The organism is Streptomyces sp. NPDC017890 (genome assembly GCF_044328675.1).
Taxonomy (GTDB): Bacteria; Actinomycetota; Actinomycetes; order Streptomycetales; family Streptomycetaceae; genus Streptomyces.
Genome location: NZ_JBIRHU010000004.1, coordinates 89298 through 111215, shown reverse-complemented (window position 1 = coordinate 111215; position 21918 = coordinate 89298). Strand labels below are relative to the sequence as shown.

Below are 21918 nucleotides of genomic sequence, written 5' to 3'. Positions count from 1 at the left end.
GCGGCAATCGAGTGAACGATTTCTCTGATACTTACCCAATCCCGAATTCACATCGGTTCGACATGAATCATCACGTACGAAGTATGAAGAATGTGAATCGGATCTACGGACCCGGCGGCTACGGCCGGTCGGCTTCGGGGGTGTCGCCGGGGCCGGGCGTCCTGCCGTCGGGTCGGTGTTCGAGCCGCTGTCGCAGTGTCGCGGCGAAATCCTCGGCCATCGACAGGCGGGCGCGCAGCGTCTCGCAGCGTGCGTCGGCCACCTCCCGGTAGGAATCCAGCCGCTCCCGCAGCCTCTCCCGCTCCTCGCCGGTGAGGGCGCCGCCGACCGCGGCGAGCCGGTCTGTGATCTCCAGCAGGTCGCGCATCTCCTCCAGGGAGAAGTCGAGCGGCTTCATGCGGCGGATCACCATCAGCCGGTCGACGTCCGCCGCCGTGTACAGCCGGAAGCCGCCCTTGCTGCGGGCCGAGGGAATAACCAGGCTGACTTCCTCGTAGTGCCGGATGGTGCGCAACGACAAACCGGTTCGCTCGGCCACCTCGCCGATCTGCATCTGCCGGTCTTCCGCCATCGCTGAGCCATCTCCCTCTGTCGTCCGCCTGATTCCGAAACAGTGACGTGCGTCAGTCCAGGCGCGAACATGCACAGGAACCCCTGTGCTGCTTACCTGCGCTCACAAGCCGCGACTCACACTCTGCTCTTACGTCAGGGTAGAGTCGCGGACGTGCTCGTCCCCGCCTGTCAGTGCACGGCAAGGGCGCAGTCGCCACAGCGCACGCCTCGACGGAGCCTGTGACGGCACCGAAGACTTCCCGGGCAATGATGCCTGACCGGCGGCCACCGGGTCGCCGCCCTGTCCGGCAGGGCCCCCGCGGAGGCGGCCGGGCCGCCGGGGATTCCGCGCCTTCGCGGAGCCACGTACGCCCCCGCGCGTGTGTCCAGCGGCCATGGACGCGTGCGCCTGAACAGGAACGGTCGCATGTCCTCACCGCTGCCCGCAGCTCCCAGGTTCCGCATGTCCAAGCCCGACTGGCTCGCCTCCCCGAAGGTCCTGCGCACCGAGGTGCTGGCCGGTCTGGTCGTGGCCCTCGCGCTCATCCCCGAGGCGATCTCCTTCTCGATCATCGCGGGCGTCGACCCCCGCATCGGACTGTTCGCCTCCTTCACCATGGCGGTCGTCATCTCGGTCGTCGGCGGACGCAAGGCGATGATCTCCGCCGCCACCGGCGCGGTCGCCCTGGTCATCGCGCCGCTGAACCGCGAGCACGGACTGGGCTACCTGGTCGCCGCCGTCATCCTGGCCGGTGTCTTCCAGGTGATCCTCGGCACGCTCGGGGTGGCCAAGCTGATGCGGTTCGTGCCCCGCTCGGTGATGGTCGGCTTCGTCAACGCCCTGGCCGTCATGATCTTCATGGCCCAGGTGCCGGAGATGCACGACGTCCCCTGGGCCGTCTACCCGCTCATCGTCGGCGGACTGGCCCTCATGGTGTTCTTCCCGAAGGTCACCAAGGTGGTCCCGGCGCCGCTGGTCTCCATCGTCGTGCTGACCGTGATCACCGTCGCGGCCGGCATCGCGGTCCCCACGGTGGGTGACAAGGGTGAGCTGCCGTCGTCCCTGCCCGTTCCCGGGCTGCCGGACGTCCCCTTCACCATGGACACCCTGACCACCGTCGCGCCCTACGCCCTCGCCATGGCGCTGGTCGGCCTGATGGAGTCCCTGATGACGGCCAAGCTCGTGGACGACCTCACCGACACGCGCTCCAACAAGACCCGGGAGTCCGTCGGCCAGGGTGTCGCCAACATCGTCACCGGGTTCTTCGGGGGCATGGGCGGCTGCGCCATGATCGGCCAGACCATGATCAACGTGAAGGTGTCCGGCGCCCGTACCCGCCTGTCCACCTTCCTGGCCGGCTCCTTCCTCATGGTGCTGTGCATCGTCTTCGGCCCGGTCGTCTCCGACATCCCCATGGCCGCACTCGTCGCCGTCATGGTCATGGTGTCGGTCGGCACGTTCGACTGGCACTCCATCCAGCCCAGGACCCTCAAGCGGATGCCGCTGGGCGAGACCGTCGTCATGGTGGCCACGGTGGTCGTCGTGGTCGCCACCGAGAACCTGGCCATCGGCGTCGTCATCGGCTCCGTCACCGCGATGATCATCTTCGCCAAGCGGGTGGCCCACCTGGCCGACGTGTCCGGCGTCGTCGACCCCGACGGCAAGCAGGTCGTCTACTCGGTCACCGGCGAGCTCTTCTTCGCCTCCTCCAACGACCTCGTCCACCGGTTCGACTACAAGGGCGACCCCGGCGACGTCGTCATCGACCTCTCCCGCACCCACATCTGGGACGCCTCCTCCGTCGCCGCCCTCGACGCCATCGAGACCAAGTACGCCCAGCGCGGCAAGAAGGTCACCATCACCGGGCTCAACGAGCCCAGCGCCGACATGCACGGGCGGCTGGCGGGCCGGCTCACGGCCGGTCACTGACCGTCAACGCCGTCCGCCCCGCCGGATGACGTCCGTCGCCGTGCTCACGACCGCGTCTTCGGCGCGATCTCCTCGACCAGGCCCTCGACCAGCACCCTGATCTCGTCGCGGATCGGGCGGACGGCCTCGACGCCCTGGCCGGCCGGGTCCTCCAGCCGCCAGTCCAGGTACCGCTTGCCCGGGAAGACCGGGCAGGTGTCGCCGCAGCCCATGGTCACGCAGACGTCGGACTCCTCGACCGCGTCCACGGTGAGCATCTTGGGCACCTCGGCGGAGATGTCGATGCCGACCTCGCGCATGGCCTCGACGGCGGCGGGGTTGACGTTCTCGCCGGGGTCGGAGCCGGCGGAACGGACCTCGACGCGGTCCCCGGCGAGGTGGGTCAGCCACGCGGCGGCCATCTGCGAGCGGCCGGCGTTGTGGACGCAGACGAACAGCACGGAGGGCTTGTCGGTCATCAGGAGGTCTCTCTTGTCTCGCGACGGCATCAGGTGCCAGTGACATCAGCGCCCGGTGGTGTCAGCCACCACTGATGTGACAGTATCAGCGCGTGATGACGTCAGCCGACGCTGACCTGATCCGGGTTCTGGCGGACCCGCTCAGGCTGCGCATCGTGACCCTGCTCGCCGAAGAGACGCTGTGCACCACCCACCTCGTGGAGGAGACCGGTGCCCGGCAGACCAACCTCTCCAACCACCTGAGAGTGCTGCGCGAGGCAGGTGTCGTGGAGACGGAGCCGTGCGGCCGCTACACGTACTACAGGCTGCGTCCGGACGTCATCGCCTCGCTCGCCGGCCGGTTCACCGACCTGGCCGCGTCCGCCCGTAGCGCCGCCGAGAACAAGAGGGCCTGTCCATGACCCGCACCGACGCACCCGCGACGACCGCCGAGGAGTCCTCCGTCGTCGCGAAGCTGTCGACGCTCGACCGCTTCCTCGCCGTCTGGATCCTCGTCGCCATGGCCGTCGGCCTCGGCCTGGGGCGCCTGGTTCCCGGCATGAACGACGCCCTCGCGCATCTGGAGGTCGGCGGCATCTCCCTGCCGATCGCCCTGGGTCTGCTGGTCATGATGTACCCGGTGCTGGCCAAGGTCCGCTACGACAAGCTCGACGCGGTCACCGGCGACAAGAGGCTGATGGTCTCCTCGCTGGTCGTCAACTGGCTGGTCGGCCCGGCCGTCATGTTCGCGCTGGCCTGGATCTTCCTCCCCGACCTGCCCGAGTACCGCACCGGGCTGATCATCGTCGGGCTGGCCCGCTGCATCGCCATGGTCGTCATCTGGAACGACCTCGCGTGCGGCGACCGGGAGGCGGCCGCCGTCCTGGTCGCCCTCAACTCGGTCTTCCAGGTCGTCGCGTTCGGCCTGCTGGGCTGGTTCTACCTCGACCTGCTGCCCCAGTGGCTCGGCCTCGGCGACGGGCAGGGCCTGGACGTCTCCGTGTGGAAGATCGCCCTCAACGTCGTGGTGTTCCTCGGCATCCCGCTCCTCGCCGGATTCCTCACCCGCCGCATCGGCGAGAAGAAGACGGGCCGCGAGAGCTACGAGCGGAAGTTCCTGCCGAAAATCGGCCCCTGGGCGCTGTACGGCCTGCTCTTCACGATCGTCGTCCTCTTCGCCCTGCAGGGGAAGACCATCACCTCGCAGCCCCTGGACGTCGTACGCATCGCGCTGCCGCTGCTGGTGTACTTCGCCGTGATGTGGGCCGGTACCTTCCTGCTGGGCAAGGCGATCGGTCTCGCCTACGACCGCACGGCCACCCTCGCCTTCACCGCCGCCGGCAACAACTTCGAGCTGGCGATCGCCGTCGCCGTCGCCACCTTCGGCGTGACCTCCGGCCAGGCCCTGTCCGGCGTCGTGGGACCACTCATCGAGGTCCCCGTCCTGATCGGCCTCGTCCGCGTGTCCCTGGCCTGGCGCGGGAAGTTCGCCCCGTCCGCGGTGACCACCGCCGGCAGGGACCACTGATCCACTGCCGCGACCGCCGCGCACGGGGAACGACCGGCACGGCTGTCGGCGCCTGCCCGGCTGCGGAGCCGCGGCAGGCGTGACGGCGTGTCGACGTGGTGGAGACCGGCTGCGCCCCGAGCGGGCTACCGGACGGTCAGCAGCTGACCCATGGCCGCCAGCACCGACGGTTCGACGCGGTAGTAGACCCAGGTGCCGCGCCGCTCCGAGGTGAGCAGTCCGGCCTCCTTGAGCTTCTTGAGGTGGTGGGAGACGGTCGGCTGGGAGACACCGACGTCGGAGATGTCGCACACGCATGCCTCGCCGCCCTCGTGCGAGGCGACGGCCGAGAACAGCCGCAGCCGTACCGGGTCCCCGAGCGCCTTGAACATCCGCGCCGTCCGCTCGGCCTCCTCGGCGGTGAGAGGACGCTCGCTCAGGGGCGGGCAGCACGGCACCACGGCGTCGGGGGCCTCGGGTTCCGGAAGCGGCAGCGCCTTGACGTTCGACATATGTCTATGTTGACACATGTCGAATCAGAGCGCCCGGATGCGGTCGCTGCTTCGATGGATGTCTATCTTGACGTTTGTCGAAGCAGGCGTCATGCTGGCAGTGCAAGCCATCGAAGAACATCGAAACAGAGGGTTGTGCCGCCATGGACACGCAGAACCTGCCCGTAGTGGTCGTCGGAGCCGGCCCGGTCGGCCTGGCCGCCGCCGCACACCTCGTCGACCGCGGCCTGGAACCGCTGGTGCTGGAGGCCGGCCGGTCCGCCGCCACCGCCGTACGGGAGTGGGCGCACGTCCGCCTGTTCTCGACGTGGGCCGAGGTCACCGACCCGGCCGCCGAGAAGCTGCTCGCCCCCACCGGCTGGGTCCGCCCCGACGGCACGACGTACCCGACCGGCGGCGACTGGGCCGAACGCTACCTCCAGCCACTCGCCGACGCCCTCGGCGACAAGGTCCGCTACGGAGCGACGGTCACCGGTGCGGCCCGCGCCGGACGCGACCGGATCGTCGACGCAGGCCGTGCGGAACAGCCCTTCACCGTGCACATCACGACGGCGGACGGCGGCGAGGAGCGGATCACCGCCCGGGCCGTCATCGACGCCTCCGGCACGTGGACCACGCCCAGCCCGATGGGCGCGAACGGCCTGCCCGCCCTCGGCGAGAGGACGGCGGCCGGCCGCATCGCCCACCGCGTCCCGGACCTGGAGGACCCGGCCGTCCGAGCCCGCTACGCCGGCAAGCGCACGGCGGTCGTCGGCTCCGGCGCCTCCGCCTTCACCGCCCTCGCCCTGCTGGCCGACCTGGCGAAGGAGGAGGCGGGCACGCACGCGGTGTGGATCCTGCGCCGGGGCATCGGCGACGCCACGTACGGCGGCGGCGAGGCCGACCAGCTCCCGGCCCGTGGTGCCCTCGGCCTGCGGGCCAAGGCGGCGGTGGAGGCAGGACACGCGAGCGCCGTCACCGGATTCCGCACGGAGGCCGTCGAACGGGACGGCGGCCGGCTGGTCCTCGTCGCCGAGGACGGCCGCCGCCTGGACCCGGTCGACGAGATCGTCGTTCTGACGGGTTTCCGCCCCGACCTCTCCTTCCTCTCCGAGCTCCGCCTCCGCCTCGACGAGCGCCTCGAGGCCCCGACCGCGCTCGCCCCGCTGATCGACCCGAACGTCCACTCCTGTGGCACGGTCTACCCGCACGGCGTGAAGGAGCTGTCCCACCCGGAGCAGGGCGTGTACCTGGCCGGCATGAAGTCCTACGGCCGCGCACCCACGTTCCTCGCCATGACCGGCTACGAGCAGGTCCGCTCCATCACCGCCGCCCTGGCCGGCGACCACGAGGCGGCCGAGCGCGTGGAGCTGACCCTGCCGGAGACCGGCGTGTGCGGCGGCGCCGGCCTGTTCGACGAGCCCGACGCCGCGCAGAGCGGCGACGGCGGCGGTTGCTGCGCCGCCCCGCGAACGCTGCGGATCGGCATCGGCGCCCCGGCCTCCTCCGGTGGCTGCTGACCTGCTCCCACTCAAGGAGGTTCGCCATGTCCCGCGTACAACTCGACCTCCGGGTACCGGATCTCGCCGAGTCCGTCTCCCTCTGCACGAAGCTCTACGGCGCCGAGCCGCCGAACTCCGCGACGGCTACGCCGACTTCGCCATCGCGCAGCCCCCGCTCAAGCTCGTCCTGATCGAAGGCGAGGCGGGCGACGCGACCCGCCTGGACCGCCTCGGCGTCGAGGTCGACAGCACGGGGACCGTCCACGCCGCCACCGCCCGCCCGAGCGACCGACCACGTCCGTCACCGCGTTCGTACCTGGTCGGCGGGGTGCGCCCGCCGTCGTGGCGAGCGTGACGTCAACGGCGGATCGACCAGCCGCGTTCGCTCAGGGCGGCGCTCAGGGCGGGGGCCGCCGCGGGGCTCACCATCAGCTGGACCAGGCCCGCCTGCCGGCCGGTCGCGTGGTCGATGCGTACGTCCTCGATGTTGACGCCCGCACGCCCGGCGTCGGCGAAGATGCGGGCCAGTTCGCCCGGCTGGTCGCTGATGAGGACGGCCACCGTCTCATAGGAGGCGGGCGCCTCTCCGTGCTTGCCGGGCACCCTGACCCGGCCCGCGTTGCCCCGGCGCAGGACGTCCTCGATGCCCGCCGCGCCGCCGCGCCGCTTGGCGTCGTCGGCGGACTGCAGGGCGCGCAGCGACTCGACGGTGTCCTCCAGGTCCGCCGCCACCCCCGCGAGCACCTCCGCGACGGGGCCCGGGTTGGCCGAGAGGATCTCGATCCACATCCGCGGGTCGGACGCGGCGATCCGGGTGACGTCGCGGATGCCCTGGCCGCACAGCCGCACCACCGTCTCGTCGGCGGCCTGCAGCCGCGCGGCGACCATCGAGGAGATGAGCTGTGGCGTGTGCGAGACGAGGGCGACGGCCCGGTCGTGGGCGGCGGCGTCCATGATCACGGGCACGGCGCGGCAGAGCGCGACCAGTTCCAGAGCGAGGTTCAGCACCTCCGTGTCGGTGTCCGGCATCGGGGTGAGCACCCAGGGCCGGCCCTCGAAAAGGTCGGCGCTCGCCGCGAGCGGGCCGGAGCTCTCCTTGCCCGCCATGGGGTGGGTGCCGATGTACGAGCCGAGATCGAGCCCCAGGTCCTCCAGCTCGCGCCGGGGCCCGCCCTTGACGCTGGCGACGTCGGCATACCCGCGCGCCACCCCCGCGCGCATGGCCCCGGCCAGCACGGAGGCGGTGTGCGCGGGCGGCACGGCGACGAGCGCGAGGTCCACGGGGCCGAGGGGCGGCTCGTCGCTGCCGGCGCCGAGGGCAGCCGCCGTCCGGGCCCGGTCCGGGTCGTGGTCGGCCAGATGGACGGTGACGCCGCGTCCGGCGAGCGTCAGTGCCGCGGACGTGCCGATGAGACCGGCTCCTATGACCAGGGCGGTCCTCATCGGACGCCGCCCTCGTGCCGGGCCGCCGCGCGGCGGGGGAGGGCTGCGAGCCCTTCGTGCTGCTGCTCAGTGTTCACATGCTCCATCCAGGTTCGGAAGAGACCCTTCATCGAGTGGCCCCTTCGCCGAGACCGCGCCCGGTCCGGGTGGCGGGCCCGGCGCGCGTGCTGCCTGCGCCGCGGCCCGCTCCGGTCCGGACGCGGCGTCAGTCGTCCCAGTGCTCGAGAACCCGGCGGCGTATCCGCTCCGGATACGCCTGGGCGAAGGAACTGTGCGGGAGCCGGCCCTCGCCGGGGGCGGGCAGCAGCCCGTCGTGGAAGACGATCGGGCCGGACTGGGCGGCGCGCTCCTCGTGCGTGTAGCAGTTCAGCAGCGGGTGGACGAAGCCGTACCACGCCTCCGACCGGACCAGGGGGTGGATCCGGGTGGCCAGCGCCCACAGCAGGTCGGTGTCGTCGGCCGGGTCGATGTCGTCGTCCAGGACGAAGGTCGCCGCCGTGGCGCGGCCCGAGTGGGACTCGGAGAGCACCTTGCCGATCCGGTGCGTGAGTTCGGCGGAGTCGACGCCGGGCAGCCGCTCCCGCCAGTCCTGCGGAACGGTGACCACCATCCAGTGCGACGCGGCGCGCAGCGGCGACCAGGCAGTGGTGACCGGCAGCCCGGCCGCGCGGAGTTCCGCCAGGACCTCGGCCGCCTGGCCGACGCCCGTCACGGTGTGGAACTCGTCCACCGGGCGGCCCTCGGCCACCAGTGGCCAGATCGGGTCGTCGCGGTGGGTGATGGCCTCGACCGTGTACACCGGCTGCATCGACGTCTCGGTGGAGCCGTATCCGGCGAACTCGCCGAACGGCCCCTCCCGCGCGTCGCGGCCGACGGACAGGTGCCCTTCGATGACGATCTCCGCGCCCGCGGGCACGTCCAGGTCCACCGTCTCGCACCGCACGACGTCGACCGGCTCGCCGTGCAGCGCCCCGATGTAGCCGGCCTCGTCGACCCCCGGCGGCAGCGGGACGCCCCCGACGAACGGGATGGCCGGGTCGCCGCCCTGCACCAGCGCGTACGGCATCGGCTCGCCGATCTTCACCCACTCCGACCAGATCATGCCGATGTGCTGCGCCGGGATCACCAGGCCGGTCATGTGCTTGCCGTCGATCAGCATGATCCGGGCGATCGACCAGTTGGTCCACCGGCCGTCCGGCGTCCTGGCGACGATGATGCCCCAGGTGTTGGCGTAGGGGCCGCCGTCGAACTCGTGGACCCGGGGCACCGGGAAGCGGTCGAGGGTGGCGTCGTCGCCCAGCAGCACGTTCTGCTTGCAGGGCGCGTCCTTCCGCGCGACCGGCCGAGGGGGCACGGGCTTCGCGTCGCGGGTGCGGGCCAGGTGGTCGACCAGTTCGGCGGCGGTGGCCCCGGCGGGCAGACCGACGGACAGGGCGACCCGGGCCAGCGGCTTGCCGGGGGCGGAGCTGAGCGCGGCGGGCGCCCCGAGCAGCCGGAAGCCGGGCGCGACGCCCTCCACGTTCTCGAACAGCGGGGCCGGGGACTGCCGTTCGCAGGACAGACGGGTGATCGCGGCGGCCTCCAGGTCGGCGCTCACCGGCCGCGTGACGCGCCGCAGGTCACCGAGGGCCTCCAGCGCGTCGAGGTAACCGCGCAGCTCGCCGAACCGGATCACCGGCCAGGTCGGGGAATCGGTCGGGGGGTCGGTCCGGGGACCGGTCGTGGGGTCGGTCGTCGGGCTGGTCATGAACGGGCGCTCCTCTGCTTCGTGCCGTTGGGGCGTATCGCGGGGGCGACGTCGGCCGCGACACCCGGCCGGCCCGCGGACGGCCGGGGGAAGCCGTCCCAGCGCCGGGCGCCGACGGACTCGAGCCCGAACTGGTCGAGGACCCGCATGACGATGTGGCCGACGATGTCGTCGACCGACTCCGGCCGGTTGTAGAAGGCGGGCATGGGCGGCACGATCGAGACGCCCATGCGGGCGAGTTCCAGCATGTTCGCCAGGTGGATCTCGTTGAGAGGCGTCTCCCGCGGCACCAGGACCATCCGGCGCCGCTCCTTGAGCGTCACGTCGGCGGCGCGCCCCATCAGCCCTTCGGCGTACCCGGCGCGGATGCCGGCCAGCGTCTTCATGCTGCACGGGATGATCACCATGCCGTCGGTGGGGAACGAGCCGGAGGAGATCGCAGCCCCCTGGTCGTCGGGCGAGTAGGTGACGTCGGCCAGCGCGGCCACCTCACGGGCGCTCAGCCCGGTCTCCAGCTCCACCGTCGCGCGCGCCCAGCGGCTGAGCACCAGATGTGTCTCCACCCGCGGGTTCCCGCGCAACTCGGTGAGCAGTCGAACGCCCAGCGCCGCGCCGGTGGCGCCGGTCATTCCCACGATCAGCCGCATCCTGCCCCCACCGTAATCTTCCGTGTACGGAATATCCTTGTACTGAATATACTGGTCGTCATGACGAACACAAGCCCTCGACCCCGGCCACAACTGGAAGAGGCGCTGCCGCATCAGCTGCGCCGGGCCGGACAGGCGTGGACGACGCTGTGGCAGCAGCGCCTGCCCGACCTGACCAGCCCTCAGTTCGCGGTGCTGCTCGCCCTGGACGACCACGGCAGCCTGGACCAGTCCGCGCTGGGGGCCCTGGCCGCCGTCGACCGTTCCACGCTCACCGTCCTGCTGGACCGCCTGGAGGCGCGCGGCCTGGTGACCAAGGAGATGGACCCGGCGAACCGCCGGCGCCGCATCGTCGCCCTCACCGACGCCGGCCTCCGGCGCCTGACCGAGGCGGTCGAGGAGGCCGAGCGGCTGCACGCACGGGTGGAGGAGTCGCTGGGCGAGGAACGGACGAGGCAGCTGGTCGAGATGCTCCGCGTCCTGGGCGACCTGCCGCAGCCCACTTCCCCTCAATAGAGGGCCGCAGCCCACTTCCCCTCAATAGAGGGCCGCAGCCCACTTCCCCTCAATAGAGGGATGGGCCCTCCGAGCCGGCGCTGGAAGTGTGATCAGCGAACCGACTGGCTCCGCCTGGGAGGGCTGACGCATGTACAGACCGGCAACCGCGCAAAGGCTTGCCGGCCGCCTTTCCGGTCCGGTGCTCGGGCCCGGCGACGAGGGGTACGCGGCCGAGGTCGCCGGGTACAACCGGATCCTGCGGCACCGGCCCGCGATGGTCCTCGGCGCACAGGACGCCACGCAGGTGCGCGAGGCCGTCGCCTTCGCCGCCGAGACCGACCTGCCGACGGCGGTCCAGGCGACCGGCCACGGTCCCTCGCGTGTCACCGAGGGAACCGGGCTGCTGATCAACACCCGCCGGATGACCGGCGTGACCATCGACCCGGTGGCCCGGGTCGCCCGGACCGAGGCCGGTGCGCGCTGGCAGCAGGTCGTCGACGCGGCCGCCGTCCACGGACTCGCCCCGCTGAGCGGCTCCTCACCGCTGGTGGGGGTCGTCGGCTACACCCTGGGCGGCGGACTGGCACTGCTGTCCCGGGCGTACGGCCTCGCCGCCGACCACGTCACGGCGGTGGACATCGTCACCCCCGACGGACGGCCCCGCACCGCCACCGCGCGGCGTCACCCGGACCTCTTCTGGGCGCTGCGCGGCGGCAAGGGCAACTTCGGCGTGGTGACGGCCCTGGAGTTCGGGCTCGTGCCGGTCACCCGGCTCTACGGCGGCGGCCTCTTCTTCCCCGGCGACAGCGCCGCCGAGGTGCTGCATGCCTGGCGGTCGTGGACGGAGTACGTGCCCCAGGAGACAGCCTCCTCGCTGGCGCTGCTGAGAATGCCCGACCGGGAGCCGATCGCCCCCTTCCTCCGCGGCGGGCTCGTGGTGCACGTCCGCGTCGCCCACCTCGGCCCGGGCGACGAGGGGGAGCGACTGGTCAGACCCCTGCGAACCGTCGCCCCGGCGCTCGCGGACACGCTGGGGGAGATGCCGTACACCCGCTTCGCGGACATTCACCAGGATCCGGCCTTCCCCATCCCCTACGGCCAACGCTCCGCCATGCTGCGGGAGCTGGGCCCGGACGCGGTCGACGACCTGCTCCGCCTCGCCGGTCCCGGCAGCGGCTGCACGGACGTCATGGTCGAGCTCCGGCACATGGGCGGTGCGCTCGGCCGGCCGGTCGCGGAGCCGGGCGCGGCCGACCACCGCGACGCCCTGTACTGCCTGACCACGCTCGGACTGCCCGGCGGACGCCCGGAACACGTCGTGGACGGCATGGCGCACCGCGCAACGGGCCGCAACCACCTCAACTTCGTCGCCGGACCGGGCACCGCCCGGCTGGCCGACCGGGGCTACGCGCCCGCCGACTACGCGCGGCTGGGCGAGATCAAGGCCCGGTACGACCCGGAGAACCTCTTCCGGTTCAACCACACCATCTCGCCGCGCGTGAGGGCCGTCCGAACGCCCCGCGTCAAGAGCCCTCGACCACACGACGACGCCGACTCGGCGCACCTCACGAAATCTGGAAGGGACGACTCTCGATGACGACCAACAGCGCGGTGCAGGCCCCGCCGCGAACCGCACCCGGTGCGGGTTTGACCGGGCTCAGGCTCGGAGCCCTCTTCGGCCCCGTGATCTTCGGAGTGACCGCCGCGGGCGTGGCGCTGCCCGACGTCGCCATGGAGATGGAGGTCCGCCCGGCCGTCGCCGGCTGGGTGCTGACGGCGCACGCCCTCGCGCTCGGCGTGGGCACCGCGTTCTTCGGGCGGCTCTCCGAGAAGTGGGGGGTGCGCAACACCCTTCTCACCGGCGCCCTGTTCCTCGCCGCGGGCGCGGTGCTGTGCCTGATCGCCCAGGACTTCGGCACCCTGATCGCCGGCCGGTTCGTGCAGGCGGCCGGCTCCGGCGCCATGACCTCCAGCGCCCTCACGCTCGCTTCGGGAGCGGCGCCCGAACACCGGACGAAGATCCTGGCCATCTTCGGCGCCTCCATGGCACTGTTCTCCTCCACCGCCACCCTCATGGGCGGCATGGTGACGGACTGGCTGGACTGGCGGCTGACCCTGGTGCTGCCGGCGCTCTCGCTGCTGCTGGTGCCCTTCTGCCTGGAGCTCGCGGCCTCCCGCCCCGGCTACGGCAAGGCCGTCGACGTGACCGGCGGCGTCCTGCTGGGCGCCGGCGCGACCTCGCTGCTGCTGCTCATCCAGGCCTCCTCCCTCGACCTCGACACCCCGCTGGTGATCGGGCTGGCGGTGCTCCTCGTGGTGTCGGTGGCCGGCCTGCTGATGCAGATCGGCAGGCGGCCCGACGGGTTCCTCCCGCGTGAACTGGCCACCGACCGGACCTTCCTGACCTCCGCGATGATCGGCGTGGGCGGTTACGCCGGCCTGTTCGCCGCGATGTACGCGGTGCCGCAGATCCTCACCCTGCAGTACGGCTGGGGTGTGTTCAAGATCGGCGCCTGGCTGCTGCCGGGCGCGGTCGTCGGCGCCGTGGCCGCCCGCGTGGCCAGCAAGCTCACCGTCGGCAAGGGCGGCAGCCTGCTGCTCGCCGGGACCGCCGTCAGCTGCGCGGTGTTCCTCGGCATCGTCGGCCTCGTCGACGGCGGCATCGTCGTCATGCTCATCGGCACCTCCATGGGCATGGCGACCTTCGCCGCCACTCAGGTGCTCACCACCGCCGTGCTCTCCAGCCGGCTCGAGCCCGCTCAGCGCGGTGGCGCCATGGGCGTGCTCAACCTGCTGTTCTTCGTCGGCGGCGGTATCGGCTCGGCCGCGGCCGGAACCTTCTCCGAGCACATGGACCTCACCAGCGCACTCGCCGTCGTCGCGGCGCTCCCGCTGCTGGCCGGTCTGATCGCCCTGACGCTCCCGCCCGCCCGGGCGCAGCAGGAAGCCTGACGCGTACGGCGCCGGCATGAGAACGCCCCTCCCCCTGGTCCGCTCCGTCGGGGACCAGGGGGAGGGGCGTCGCGGTGCGACGGGTTCAGGAGGCCGCGAGGCCCGCATCGGCGTCGTTCAGGTCCAGCCACAGGGACAGGATCCGGCGGAGCCCGTCGCGTTCCACGCGGAGCAGGTCGTTCTCCAGTCGCAGTTGCTCCATCGGATCGCCGCCGACGGTGTTCGGCGAGGTCCGTGAGAGCAGCGCGACGCCGGCCGGACGGCCCTGATGACCGTTCGGGCGCAGGGGGGATGGCGTCAGTAGGTCCGAAGGACGTGTGGCCGCCGAGGAGAGCCGGCCGACCAGGATCGACTGGTGCAGGACGTGCAGGTCACGCGCCGGCTCGATGCCGAGGTCCTCGGAGAACCGCATCCTGATGGTGCGGAACGTCTCCAGGGCGTCCGCCTGACGGCCCGAGTGGTACAGCGCGAGCATCAGCTGGGCGCAGGCGCGTTCCCGGAAGGGGTTGTCGGTGACGAAACCAGTCAGATCGCCGATGATCTGCTGGTGGCGCCCCAGCTTCAGCGCCACGTCGAAGTACTCCTCCTGCACGGTCAGCCGGTCCTCGTGGAGCTTGACGACGAGCGAGGCCAGCGCCGAGCTGTCGAGGCCGGCCACGACCGGTCCGCGCCACAGCGCGAGCGCGGACTTCAGCAGCGTCTCGGCGCGTTCCAGCTGGTTGTCGCGGACCATCGCCCGTCCCTGGGAGACCAGCCGCTCGAACGTGAACAGGTCCAGGGAGTCCTCGTCGCGGACACTGATCCGATAGCAGGAGGGGTGCGTCTCTATCACACTGTCGCGTTCGCCTCCCCTGAGCAGGCGGCGAAGGCCGGAGACGCAGATGCGGATCTGTCCGTGGGCGGACGCGGGCGGCTTGTCGTCCCACATGGCATCGACGAGCCGGTCGAGGCTGACCATCTGATTCGGTTGAAGAAGCAGAGCCGCCAATAACTTCTGGCGACGGATACCGCCTATTTCAATCTGTTCCCCGCCGTTTGCCACGAACAGCGGGCCAAGTATTCGGAATGCGTAGTCGGCGCACATATCCATACCCCCGGCAGTGATGTGCGAGTAATGACGCGTGGGCGTGTAAACGCCGGTAACTGTGCCAATGAAGTTGCCACCGGCATCGGTGGGATGTCGATGGCAACTGTCATGGACGGCACAGGAATTTCGTTGTGCCAGCTGTTCCCGGTACCAGGATAACGCTATTCGTAACGGTAGAACTTCGTGTGGTCCAGCAGATCGGCCGGCGTCATCGTGTACCAGGGCGCGAGCTTCGTGTGCAGCGAGGGGACGTCCGGGTGCTCTTCCACCGGCAGGTACTGCGGAACGTCCGGGTGCTGCTTCTGCCAGATCGACCAGGCCTTGTCGAGGAAGCAGTGGTGCATGAAGAAGATGGGGTCGTTCGGCGAACCGATGTACAGCATGTGGCCGCCCACCCAGGTGTGGCCGGCGCCGTGCAGCTTGCCGAGGTTGGCCTCGTGGGGGAACTTCGCGTACCCCTCCAGGTGGTTGCGCAGGGACTGCGTCTCGGTGCCGTACCCCGAGGTGTAGTTGTAGGGCGGCGTGTCGTACGTCGGGATGGCGAGAGTGTCCTCCAGTTCCTTCGTCGTCGGCAGGTCGGGGTTGGTGGTGCCGAAGTCGCGGACCAGGTAGTCCCGGTCGTCCGCGGTGTAGTTGCCGTTGAACGCCGGGTGCTCCTCGCCGACCGGCACCACGCTGACGTTGAGCTTCCAGCCGTTGCACCGGGCGAACGGGCCGGTCATGACCATGCCGTCGCCGGGACGGCCGTTGCCGCCCATGAAGTTGTCGGCCCACAGGGGCGAGTCGGGACTGCGGTCCTTGGTCCAGTCCCAGTACGGGATGGTGACGGTGGGGTCGACCCGCTGCAGTGCCCGCTCCAGGATCAGCAGGTACTGGCGGTGCCACGGGAACAGGCCCGGGCTCATGTGACCCCAGCGCTTGCCGACGCCGCCGTCCTTGTCCAGGTAGTCACCCGAGTTGATCTTTATGTGGAGCCGGACCAGCTCGTCGTAGACGCCTGTCTCCTTGACCCGCAGCAGCGCACGGATGAAGCGTCTCTTCTCCGTGGCGGTCATGTTGAGGTGGTTCTTGCGAACGGGAACCATCGGCTTCTTCCTTCTCGGTTCTCTCGCGGCCCGGTCAGGCGTGGTGGTGGCCGCCGGAAGGCAGCAGGTTCGCCCCGCGCAGTTCGTCGACGGCCTGCCTGCCGGCGGCCAGCGGGGTGGGTTCGAACCGGTAGTGGCACATCGAGCTGAGGTAGGCGCCCTCGCCCAGCTTCATCAGGTGCAGTTCGTTGCCGTCGATGTGCACCTTCTCGGTGCTCTTCGACACGGTGATCGTGCGGCCCTTGTACTGCTCGGTGTACAGGTCCGCCGGCTCTTCCCCGGCCGCCCCGGTGACGGCCGTGTCGTCGTTCGCGGCGGCCCAGGTGTTGCCCGCGTGGATGACGGCGGCGGGCGCCGCCGCGACCGCGACGGCGCCCGCCATGCCCTTCATCACGTCACGTCGTTTCACTGTTGTCCTCCCGATTGACAAACCACCAAACGGTGGTATTCGTCCCGGCCAGCCTTGCAATGGGATGTATCGGCGGGCTATCGCGCCGGTGGTGCCGCGCCCGCGGCCGCGCCGAGCGGCTCCTTTCGCGTCAAACCCGCTGGTGACGCGGCGCGATGTTGTGGTTGAAACGGAAAAGATTGTGCGGATCGACGCGGGCCTTGATCTCGGCCAGCCGGGCGAAGGTGGCCGGTTCGTAGCCGCTTTCGGCGAGGTGCGCGGTGTCGGGACTGGCCAGGAAGTTGAGATAGCGCCGCCCGGTGCCCCACGCGGCCATTCCGTCCACCACGAGAGGGGGCCGGTTGTCGGGGAGCGAGAGGGTCGACAGCGCGAAGGCGGCGTCCCGGTGGTCGACGGCGTTGGGCGTCTTCGGCGGCCGGCCGACCGCGCCGCCCAGCTGCCGCAGCTCCACGGCCAGGTCGATGCAGTCGGCGCCCGGACCCGCCAGCTCCAGCAGCGCGCGCACGGCCGCGTCGTCCAGCTCGCGGAGCATCAGCGACCGCTCGCTGTAGGGGATCGGCTCGGTGGGGTCGTTGTGGATCTCTCCGCACCTGGTGTACGGCATGTCGGCCAGGGTGTCGACGACCAGCGGACCGGCGGCGCGCAGCGGCCCGACCAGCTTCTCGCCGTCCTCGGCCGAGCCCAGGTAGGCGATCCGGACGTGCACGGTCAGCCGGCCGCGCAGGAAGGGCGGGATCGCCTCGACGTCCGGCAGCCGCAGCAGCGCCAGCGAGGAGGTGAGGTCCTCCGGCGCGGACGCGGCCCACTCGCGCCAGGCGTGCAGCACCTCCGCGGCGGCCTCGCCGGCGAAGAACAGCCCGCCGCCGTACAGCCGCTCCACCGGGACGAGGCCGAACTCGAGGGCGGTGACGACGCCGAAGTTGCCCTTGCCGCCGCGCACGGCCCAGAAGAGGTCGGTGTCCTTCTCGGCGGTGGCCCGGTGCGACTGCCCGTCGGGCGTGACGATCTCCAGGGCGGTGACGTGGTCGGCGGCATAGCCGTACTTGCGGGCCATCAGCCCGAGGCCGCCGCCGAGCGTGTAGCCGATCACCCCGGTCAGCGGCGAAGAGCCGTTGAGCGGGGCGAGGCCGTGCTCGGCGGCCGCCGCGACCACCTCGAACCACTGCGTGCCGCCCTCGACCCGGGCCGTCCGCGCGACGGGGTCGATGCGCACGCCGCGCATCCGGCGGGTGTTGATCAGCAGCCCGCCGTCCGCCGCGGTCGACGGGCCGTGGCCGGTGGCCTGGACGGCGATCGGCATCCCGCGGGCGGCGGCGAAGGACACGGCCTCGCGTACGTCATCGGCTCCTGCCACGACCGCCATCAGGTCCGGAGAGTGCTCGGTGATCTGGTTGAACCCGTCCAGTTCCGGGGCGAAGTCGTTGTCTTTGGGCAGCAGGACCCGGCCCCGGAGCCGTTCGGAGAGCTCCGCCGCGGCCGGCTTCTCGATGCTCTTGCCTGTCGTCATCCTCAGTCCTCCCGGACCCGGTTGTTTGGCGGGACGGAAGGACTCTTTCAACCGCGGGGGCCGCATCCCATCCCCCGTTTGAGGAGGATGCGGCGAGACGGCCGCCGGGCCGGACCCGGCGGCCGTCTCGCCGTTACGGGAGGGAGGCGACCTCGTCGAGGACCCGGCGCCCCGCGGCCGTCTCGCCGCGCATGGCCGCGCCGAGCTCCTCCAGGTCCTCGTGGACGAGCGCCTGGGGCCCGTCGCACAGCGCGGTCGCCGGGTCGGGGTGCACGTCGACGATGACCCCGTCGGCGCCGACGGCCAGCGCCGCCCGGGTCAGGGGGAGCACGAGGTCGCGCCGCCCGCCCGAGTGCGAGGGGTCGACGATGACGGGAAGGTGCGACAGCCGCTGGACGATGGGCACGGCGGAGATGTCCAGGGTGTTGCGCGTGGCCGTCTCGAACGTCCGGATGCCGCGTTCGCACAGCACGATGTCGAGGTTGCCGCGCTGCGCGACGTACTCGGCGGCCATCAGCCACTCCTCGATGGTCCCGGACATCCCCCGCTTGAGCATGACCGGCTTGCCCACGTCCCCGACGGCCTGCAGCAGCGCGAAGTTCTGCGCGTTGCGGGTGCCGATCTGCAGCATGTCGGCGTACGAGGCGACCAGTTCGACGTCGTGGGCGTCGACGACCTCGGTGACGACGGGCAGGCCGGTCTCGGCGCGCACGTCGGCGAGGATCCTCAGTCCGGCCTCACCCAGGCCCTGGAAGGCGTAGGGGGAGGTCCTGGGCTTGAAGGCGCCGCCCCGCAGGACGGTCGCGCCGGCCGCCCGGGCCATCAGCGCCGCCCGCAGCGTCTGCTCCGGCGTCTCCACCGCGCAGGGCCCGGCGATCAGCGTCGGCGAGCCGGGGCCGATCGGCGCCCCGCCCACCCGGACCACCGAGCGGTCCGGGTGGCTCTCCCTGCTGATCAGCTTGTACGGCACCGAGATGCGCACCACCTCGGCGACCCCGCGCAGGGCGCCGAGGCTGAGCGTGCCGAACTCCTCGACGTCGCCGACCAGTCCGACGACGGTACGGCTCGTCCCGCGGCTGACGAAGGCCTCGCCGCCCGCCGACTCGACCCGCGCGACGACCGCGGCTACGTCCGACGCCGTGGCCTGCGGCGTCATCACGATCACCATGTCTCAACCCCGGACAACGGCCTGCCCCCAGTCCTCGTCGGGCCCGAACAGTTTGCGCGGCTTCATGGCGTCCAGTTGCTCCGCCAGCAACGCGGTCGGCACCAGCGTGCCCTCGGGCACCGCGCCGGCCACGCAGGGCACCCCGAGCTCCGCCTCGACGGAGGCGGCGAGCGTCGCGGCGGCCTCCGCACCGTCCGGGCCGGGCGCCTCGAACTCGACGACCAGACGGTCCCGTTCGGCCCTGGCCCGCCAGAACAGCACGCCGTGGGAGGCGGGAAGCCGGTAGACCAACTCCTCCACCTGGATCTGCCCGAGACGCCGCCCGGCGACCGTGTAGCCCTGGCCGAGCCGGCCCATGACCCGCACGGTGGGGAGTTTCCAGCCGCAGGCACAGTCCTCGTACCGCAGTTCCACCAGATCCTCGAGGTTGTAGCGCACCAGCGGCATCGCCTCGCGGTACAGCGGGGTGATGACCAGCTGCCCGGCGCCCTCGGCGGCGATCTCCCCGGTCTGCGGGTCGTAGATCTCCGGCAGCACCCGGTCGGCCCAGAAGTGCATCCGGCCGTACGGGCAGTCGCTGCCCAGCGGGCCGACCTCGGTGCAGCCGTACTCCTCGATGACCGGGGCGCCCCAGATCTCCTCGATCCGGCGGCGGCGCGCGTTGCTCATCGGTTCGCCCGCCACGTACAGCGCCCGCAGCGACTTGAAGGAGTCGGCGGGACAGCCGGCGGCCTTGGCCGCCGCGACCCACAACAGGCTCTCGCTCGGCGTCGACCAGGTCAGCGTCACTTCGAGGTCGCGCAGCACGCGCACGACCCGCGAATAGGGCACCGCGAGCGAGCGGCAGTCGCCGGGGACGACGGTCGCGCCGCCGCGCATGGCCGCCCAGTGGGCCATGTGCCCGGCGAGCACCAGCCCGTAGGGGATGCGCACCAGCATGGTGTCCTCGGGACCGAGCGGCACGGTCTTGCGGACGAACCGGTCGGCGAGGTCGGTCCACTCCGCCTCGGTGAAGTAGGCGGGGGTCGGGTTGCCGGTGCTGCCGCTGGACTCGTGGTAGGAGGCCAGGCGCTCCCTGGGCACGGCGAGCATGCCGAAGGGGTAGCTGTCGCGCAGGTCCGACTTCCCGGTGAGACCCACCGTGGACAGCTCCTGCCCGGCCTCCAGACGCCCGGCGTAGAACGGCGAGCCGAGGGCGTGGCGCAGCGTCGGCCCGATCCGCTCACGCTGCAGCGCCCGCAGTTCGTCGAAGGTCTTCCAGTCGCCGATGGCCGGCAGCGCGCCGGACGCCGGACCGGAGAAGGCCGCTTCGGCGTTCAGGGCGACGGTCACAGATCCCCTCCCGCCGAAGCGGCCTCGGTGATGGCGCCGGAGGCGATCATCTCCACGACCGCGGCGATGTCGCCGTCCATCTGCCGGTCCTTGGCGGCGAAGGGGACCTCCTTGCGGATGCGCGCGTGCACGGCCTTGGTGCGCGGGCTCATCTCGTCGACGCCGCGCAGCTCGACGGCCTGGCAGGCGGCGAGGAGATGGATGGCCGCGACCTCACGGGTCAGTTCGATCACGTTGCGCGCGTCGCGCGCCGCGATCGGGGCCATGCTGACCTTGTCCTGGTTGTGGGCCTCGGTGGAGCGGGAGAAGGTGGAGGCCGGGCCCGCGTGCTTGAGCGCCTCGGCGGTGAGCGACGAGCAGGCGATCTGCATGCCCTTGAAACCGTGCTGGAGCCCGGCCTCGGTGTCGTCGTCGTCCACCCGGGCGATCAGGTTCGGGGTGAGGCCGTTGTTGAACTTCTCGTCGACCAGGAGCGCGAGCTGCCGGTCGAGCAGGTCGGCGACGCCGGCGACGGCCGTCTTCAGCGAGTCCATCGCGGTGACGACGTGCCCGCCGTAGAAGTTGCCGCCGCTGTACACGGCGCCCGTGGACGGGTCGAACAGCGGGTTGTCGCTGGAGGAGTTGATCTCCACCGTCATCCAGGTGCGGACCCAGTCGAGCATGTCCCGCAGCACGCCGTTGACGTGCGGGGCGCAGCGCAGCGAGTAACGGTCCTGGATGCTGCGCGCGAGCTTCTGGTAGTGCCGGCCGTCCAGCGGAACGTTCAGGTCGACGACCTGGTCGTACGTCATCGCCAGCGAGGAACCCTCCAGCATCTGGTGGATGAACGCGGCGCTGGCGCCCTGGCCGCTGTGCGGCTTCTCGTTGTGGATGAACGGCGCGTAATGGCCCCGGTTGCCGAGCATTCCCTCACTGGCCAGCGCGGTGCAGATGTCGGCCACGTCGGCGAGTTCGGCCGCCGCCTCGGTGTTCAGGACGGCGAACGCCGAGCTGAAGGAGGTGCCGTTGATCAGCGCCAGCCCGTCCTTGGCCTCCAGCGTCACCGGCTCGAGGCCCAGCTCGGCCAGCACCTCCGCGGTCTGCCGCGTCTCGCCGCGGTAGCGCACCTTGCCCTGGCCCGTCAGGGCGTAGGCGAGGTAGCAGAGCGGGACCAGGTCACCACTGGCACCGACCGAGCCGCGCTCGGGAACGGTCGGCAGGATGTCGTGCCGGAGGAAGTCCAGCAGCAGGTCCACGACGGGGAGACTGACGCCGGAGTTGCCCCGGGCCAGGCAGTTGGCGCGGATCAGCAGGGTGGCGCGCACGACCTCGTCGGAGGCCAGCGGGCCGGTTCCGTTCAGGTGGTAGCGGATCAGCTCGTTCTGCAGCCGTGCGGTCTTCTCCGGCGATATCTGCCGGTTGACGCTGTCACCGAAACCCGTCGTCACCCCGTAGATGGGCTTGCCGGTCGCGAGGATCTCCAGCTTCAGGTTCCGGGAGGCGTTCATCGCCCGCAACGCGTCCTCGGAGACCGAGAATTCAGAACCTTCGCGGGATGCGGCGGCCACGGTCTCGGTGATGCTCAGGCCGTGGCCGTCAATCTTCATGGTCGTCACTTGTGGACACCTTTCTCGCCGGTTGCCCA

20 protein-coding genes and 1 pseudogene are annotated in these 21918 nt (G+C 71.2%); 8 read left to right on the top strand and 13 right to left on the bottom strand.

Going from position 1 to position 21918, the window contains the following annotated elements:
• Positions 1 to 118: 118 nt before the first annotated feature.
• Complete coding sequence (locus ACH4F2_RS07080) at positions 119 to 571, bottom strand: MerR family transcriptional regulator (protein ID WP_398131670.1); 453 nt, start codon at positions 569 to 571, stop codon at positions 119 to 121.
• Positions 572 to 979: 408 nt separating this feature from the next.
• Between ACH4F2_RS07080 and ACH4F2_RS07075 the strand changes: the two genes are divergently transcribed.
• Positions 980 to 2482 carry a SulP family inorganic anion transporter gene (locus tag ACH4F2_RS07075; protein WP_398131669.1) on the top strand — a complete coding sequence of 501 codons (1503 nt, stop codon included), beginning with the start codon at positions 980 to 982 and terminating at the stop codon, positions 2480 to 2482.
• Between the two features lie 44 nt (positions 2483 to 2526).
• Here ACH4F2_RS07075 and ACH4F2_RS07070 read toward each other — a convergent pair whose 3' ends face one another.
• Positions 2527 to 2940, bottom strand: a complete 414-nt coding sequence (locus tag ACH4F2_RS07070) for an arsenate reductase ArsC (protein ID WP_398131668.1) — start codon at positions 2938 to 2940, stop codon at positions 2527 to 2529.
• 92 nt (positions 2941 to 3032) lie between these two features.
• Between ACH4F2_RS07070 and ACH4F2_RS07065 the strand changes: the two genes are divergently transcribed.
• Both ACH4F2_RS07065 and arsB read left to right on the top strand, forming a co-directional pair.
• The gene (locus ACH4F2_RS07065; protein ID WP_398131667.1) at positions 3033 to 3341 is read left to right on the top strand and encodes an ArsR/SmtB family transcription factor; all 309 of its coding nucleotides are present in this window, start codon (positions 3033 to 3035) and stop codon (positions 3339 to 3341) included.
• Positions 3338 to 4447: an ACR3 family arsenite efflux transporter gene (gene arsB / locus ACH4F2_RS07060; RefSeq protein ID WP_398131666.1), complete on the top strand. Its 1110-nt coding sequence runs from the start codon at positions 3338 to 3340 to the stop codon at positions 4445 to 4447. Before ACH4F2_RS07065 ends, arsB begins: the two co-directional genes overlap by 4 nt.
• A 125-nt stretch (positions 4448 to 4572) precedes the next feature.
• Here arsB and ACH4F2_RS07055 read toward each other — a convergent pair whose 3' ends face one another.
• Positions 4573 to 4938 carry an ArsR/SmtB family transcription factor gene (locus tag ACH4F2_RS07055; RefSeq protein ID WP_398131665.1) on the bottom strand — a complete coding sequence of 122 codons (366 nt, stop codon included), beginning with the start codon at positions 4936 to 4938 and terminating at the stop codon, positions 4573 to 4575.
• Between the two features lie 143 nt (positions 4939 to 5081).
• Here ACH4F2_RS07055 and ACH4F2_RS07050 point away from each other — a divergent pair, with 143 nt between their 5' ends.
• Both ACH4F2_RS07050 and ACH4F2_RS07045 read left to right on the top strand, forming a co-directional pair.
• Positions 5082 to 6437, top strand: coding sequence for an NAD(P)-binding domain-containing protein (locus ACH4F2_RS07050; RefSeq protein ID WP_398131664.1), 1356 nt, complete (start codon positions 5082 to 5084; stop codon positions 6435 to 6437).
• Between the two features lie 26 nt (positions 6438 to 6463).
• A pseudogene (locus ACH4F2_RS07045) lies at positions 6464 to 6708 on the top strand (glyoxalase/bleomycin resistance/dioxygenase family protein); the annotation flags it as partial.
• Positions 6709 to 6776: 68 nt separating this feature from the next.
• On the opposite strand, the gene ACH4F2_RS07040 reads toward ACH4F2_RS07045, so the two are convergent.
• The 3 genes from ACH4F2_RS07040 to bagM form a co-directional block, all read right to left on the bottom strand.
• Positions 6777 to 7862 (bottom strand): prephenate dehydrogenase, encoded by a 1086-nt coding sequence (locus tag ACH4F2_RS07040; protein ID WP_398131663.1) that lies wholly within the window; start codon positions 7860 to 7862, stop codon positions 6777 to 6779.
• A 205-nt stretch (positions 7863 to 8067) separates the two neighbouring features.
• Positions 8068 to 9609, bottom strand: coding sequence for a bagremycin/ferroverdin biosynthesis UbiD family decarboxylase BagN/FevL (gene bagN, locus ACH4F2_RS07035; RefSeq protein ID WP_398131662.1), 1542 nt, complete (start codon positions 9607 to 9609; stop codon positions 8068 to 8070).
• Positions 9606 to 10256: a bagremycin/ferroverdin biosynthesis UbiX family decarboxylase BagM/FevK gene (bagM, locus tag ACH4F2_RS07030; RefSeq protein ID WP_398131661.1), complete on the bottom strand. Its 651-nt coding sequence runs from the start codon at positions 10254 to 10256 to the stop codon at positions 9606 to 9608. The genes bagN and bagM overlap by 4 nt, the downstream gene beginning before the upstream one ends.
• A gap of 60 nt (positions 10257 to 10316) precedes the next feature.
• Between bagM and bagL the strand changes: the two genes are divergently transcribed.
• From bagL to bagJ, 3 genes are all read left to right on the top strand, one after another.
• Positions 10317 to 10772: a MarR family transcriptional regulator BagL/FevM gene (gene bagL / locus ACH4F2_RS07025; RefSeq protein WP_398131660.1), complete on the top strand. Its 456-nt coding sequence runs from the start codon at positions 10317 to 10319 to the stop codon at positions 10770 to 10772.
• A 130-nt stretch (positions 10773 to 10902) separates the two neighbouring features.
• On the top strand, positions 10903 to 12351 hold the full coding sequence (bagK, locus tag ACH4F2_RS07020) for a bagremycin/ferroverdin biosynthesis FAD-dependent oxygenase BagK/FevA1 (RefSeq protein ID WP_398131659.1): 1449 nt from the start codon (positions 10903 to 10905) through the stop codon (positions 12349 to 12351).
• Positions 12348 to 13706 carry a bagremycin/ferroverdin transporter BagJ/FevB gene (bagJ, locus tag ACH4F2_RS07015; protein ID WP_398131658.1) on the top strand — a complete coding sequence of 453 codons (1359 nt, stop codon included), beginning with the start codon at positions 12348 to 12350 and terminating at the stop codon, positions 13704 to 13706. Before bagK ends, bagJ begins: the two co-directional genes overlap by 4 nt.
• An 85-nt stretch (positions 13707 to 13791) precedes the next feature.
• Here the strand turns inward: bagJ and bagI are convergent, their stop codons facing one another.
• The 7 genes from bagI to bagA all read right to left on the bottom strand — a co-directional run bounded on the left by bagI (position 13792) and on the right by bagA (position 21880).
• On the bottom strand, positions 13792 to 14790 hold the full coding sequence (gene bagI / locus ACH4F2_RS07010) for an AfsR/SARP family transcriptional regulator BagI/FevR (protein WP_398131657.1): 999 nt from the start codon (positions 14788 to 14790) through the stop codon (positions 13792 to 13794).
• A gap of 164 nt (positions 14791 to 14954) precedes the next feature.
• The gene (gene bagH / locus ACH4F2_RS07005) at positions 14955 to 15878 is read right to left on the bottom strand and encodes a bagremycin/ferroverdin biosynthesis o-aminophenol oxidase BagH/FevF (RefSeq protein WP_398131656.1); all 924 of its coding nucleotides are present in this window, start codon (positions 15876 to 15878) and stop codon (positions 14955 to 14957) included.
• Positions 15879 to 15912: 34 nt separating this feature from the next.
• Positions 15913 to 16287 (bottom strand): bagremycin/ferroverdin biosynthesis copper chaperon BagZ/FevE, encoded by a 375-nt coding sequence (gene bagZ / locus ACH4F2_RS07000; protein ID WP_398131655.1) that lies wholly within the window; start codon positions 16285 to 16287, stop codon positions 15913 to 15915.
• Positions 16288 to 16417: 130 nt separating this feature from the next.
• Complete coding sequence (bagG, locus tag ACH4F2_RS06995) at positions 16418 to 17794, bottom strand: bagremycin/ferroverdin biosynthesis FAD-dependent oxygenase BagG/FevA2 (protein WP_398131654.1); 1377 nt, start codon at positions 17792 to 17794, stop codon at positions 16418 to 16420.
• A gap of 133 nt (positions 17795 to 17927) precedes the next feature.
• Positions 17928 to 18962, bottom strand: coding sequence for a phospho-2-dehydro-3-deoxyheptonate aldolase BagF/FevY (bagF, locus tag ACH4F2_RS06990; RefSeq protein ID WP_398131653.1), 1035 nt, complete (start codon positions 18960 to 18962; stop codon positions 17928 to 17930).
• A gap of 3 nt (positions 18963 to 18965) precedes the next feature.
• Positions 18966 to 20294, bottom strand: a complete 1329-nt coding sequence (bagE, locus tag ACH4F2_RS06985) for a bagremycin/ferroverdin synthetase BagE/FevW (protein WP_398131652.1) — start codon at positions 20292 to 20294, stop codon at positions 18966 to 18968.
• Positions 20291 to 21880, bottom strand: a complete 1590-nt coding sequence (gene bagA, locus ACH4F2_RS06980; protein ID WP_398131827.1) for a bagremycin/ferroverdin biosynthesis tyrosine ammonia-lyase BagA/FevW — start codon at positions 21878 to 21880, stop codon at positions 20291 to 20293. Before bagA ends, bagE begins: the two co-directional genes overlap by 4 nt.
• Positions 21881 to 21918 lie beyond the last annotated feature (38 nt).

Excerpts from the sequence above, each read along its gene's own strand:
- bagJ (WP_398131658.1), top strand. The coding sequence starts at position 12,348 with ATGACGACCAACAGCGCGGTGCAGGCCCCGCCGCGAACCGCACCCGGT.
- bagI (WP_398131657.1), bottom strand. The coding sequence starts at position 14,790 with ATGTGCGCCGACTACGCATTCCGAATACTTGGCCCGCTGTTCGTGGCA.
- ACH4F2_RS07040 (WP_398131663.1), bottom strand. The coding sequence starts at position 7,862 with ATGAGGACCGCCCTGGTCATAGGAGCCGGTCTCATCGGCACGTCCGCG.
- bagK (WP_398131659.1), top strand. The coding sequence starts at position 10,903 with ATGTACAGACCGGCAACCGCGCAAAGGCTTGCCGGCCGCCTTTCCGGT.
- bagM (WP_398131661.1), bottom strand. The coding sequence starts at position 10,256 with ATGCGGCTGATCGTGGGAATGACCGGCGCCACCGGCGCGGCGCTGGGC.
- bagF (WP_398131653.1), bottom strand. The coding sequence starts at position 18,962 with ATGGTGATCGTGATGACGCCGCAGGCCACGGCGTCGGACGTAGCCGCG.
- ACH4F2_RS07075 (WP_398131669.1), top strand. The coding sequence starts at position 980 with ATGTCCTCACCGCTGCCCGCAGCTCCCAGGTTCCGCATGTCCAAGCCC.
- bagG (WP_398131654.1), bottom strand. The coding sequence starts at position 17,794 with ATGACGACAGGCAAGAGCATCGAGAAGCCGGCCGCGGCGGAGCTCTCC.
- bagL (WP_398131660.1), top strand. The coding sequence starts at position 10,317 with ATGACGAACACAAGCCCTCGACCCCGGCCACAACTGGAAGAGGCGCTG.
- bagN (WP_398131662.1), bottom strand. The coding sequence starts at position 9,609 with ATGACCAGCCCGACGACCGACCCCACGACCGGTCCCCGGACCGACCCC.
- arsB (WP_398131666.1), top strand. The coding sequence starts at position 3,338 with ATGACCCGCACCGACGCACCCGCGACGACCGCCGAGGAGTCCTCCGTC.
- bagA (WP_398131827.1), bottom strand. The coding sequence starts at position 21,880 with ATGAAGATTGACGGCCACGGCCTGAGCATCACCGAGACCGTGGCCGCC.
- ACH4F2_RS07050 (WP_398131664.1), top strand. The coding sequence starts at position 5,082 with ATGGACACGCAGAACCTGCCCGTAGTGGTCGTCGGAGCCGGCCCGGTC.
- bagH (WP_398131656.1), bottom strand. The coding sequence starts at position 15,878 with ATGGTTCCCGTTCGCAAGAACCACCTCAACATGACCGCCACGGAGAAG.
- ACH4F2_RS07080 (WP_398131670.1), bottom strand. The coding sequence starts at position 571 with ATGGCGGAAGACCGGCAGATGCAGATCGGCGAGGTGGCCGAGCGAACC.
- ACH4F2_RS07070 (WP_398131668.1), bottom strand. The coding sequence starts at position 2,940 with ATGACCGACAAGCCCTCCGTGCTGTTCGTCTGCGTCCACAACGCCGGC.
- ACH4F2_RS07055 (WP_398131665.1), bottom strand. The coding sequence starts at position 4,938 with ATGTCGAACGTCAAGGCGCTGCCGCTTCCGGAACCCGAGGCCCCCGAC.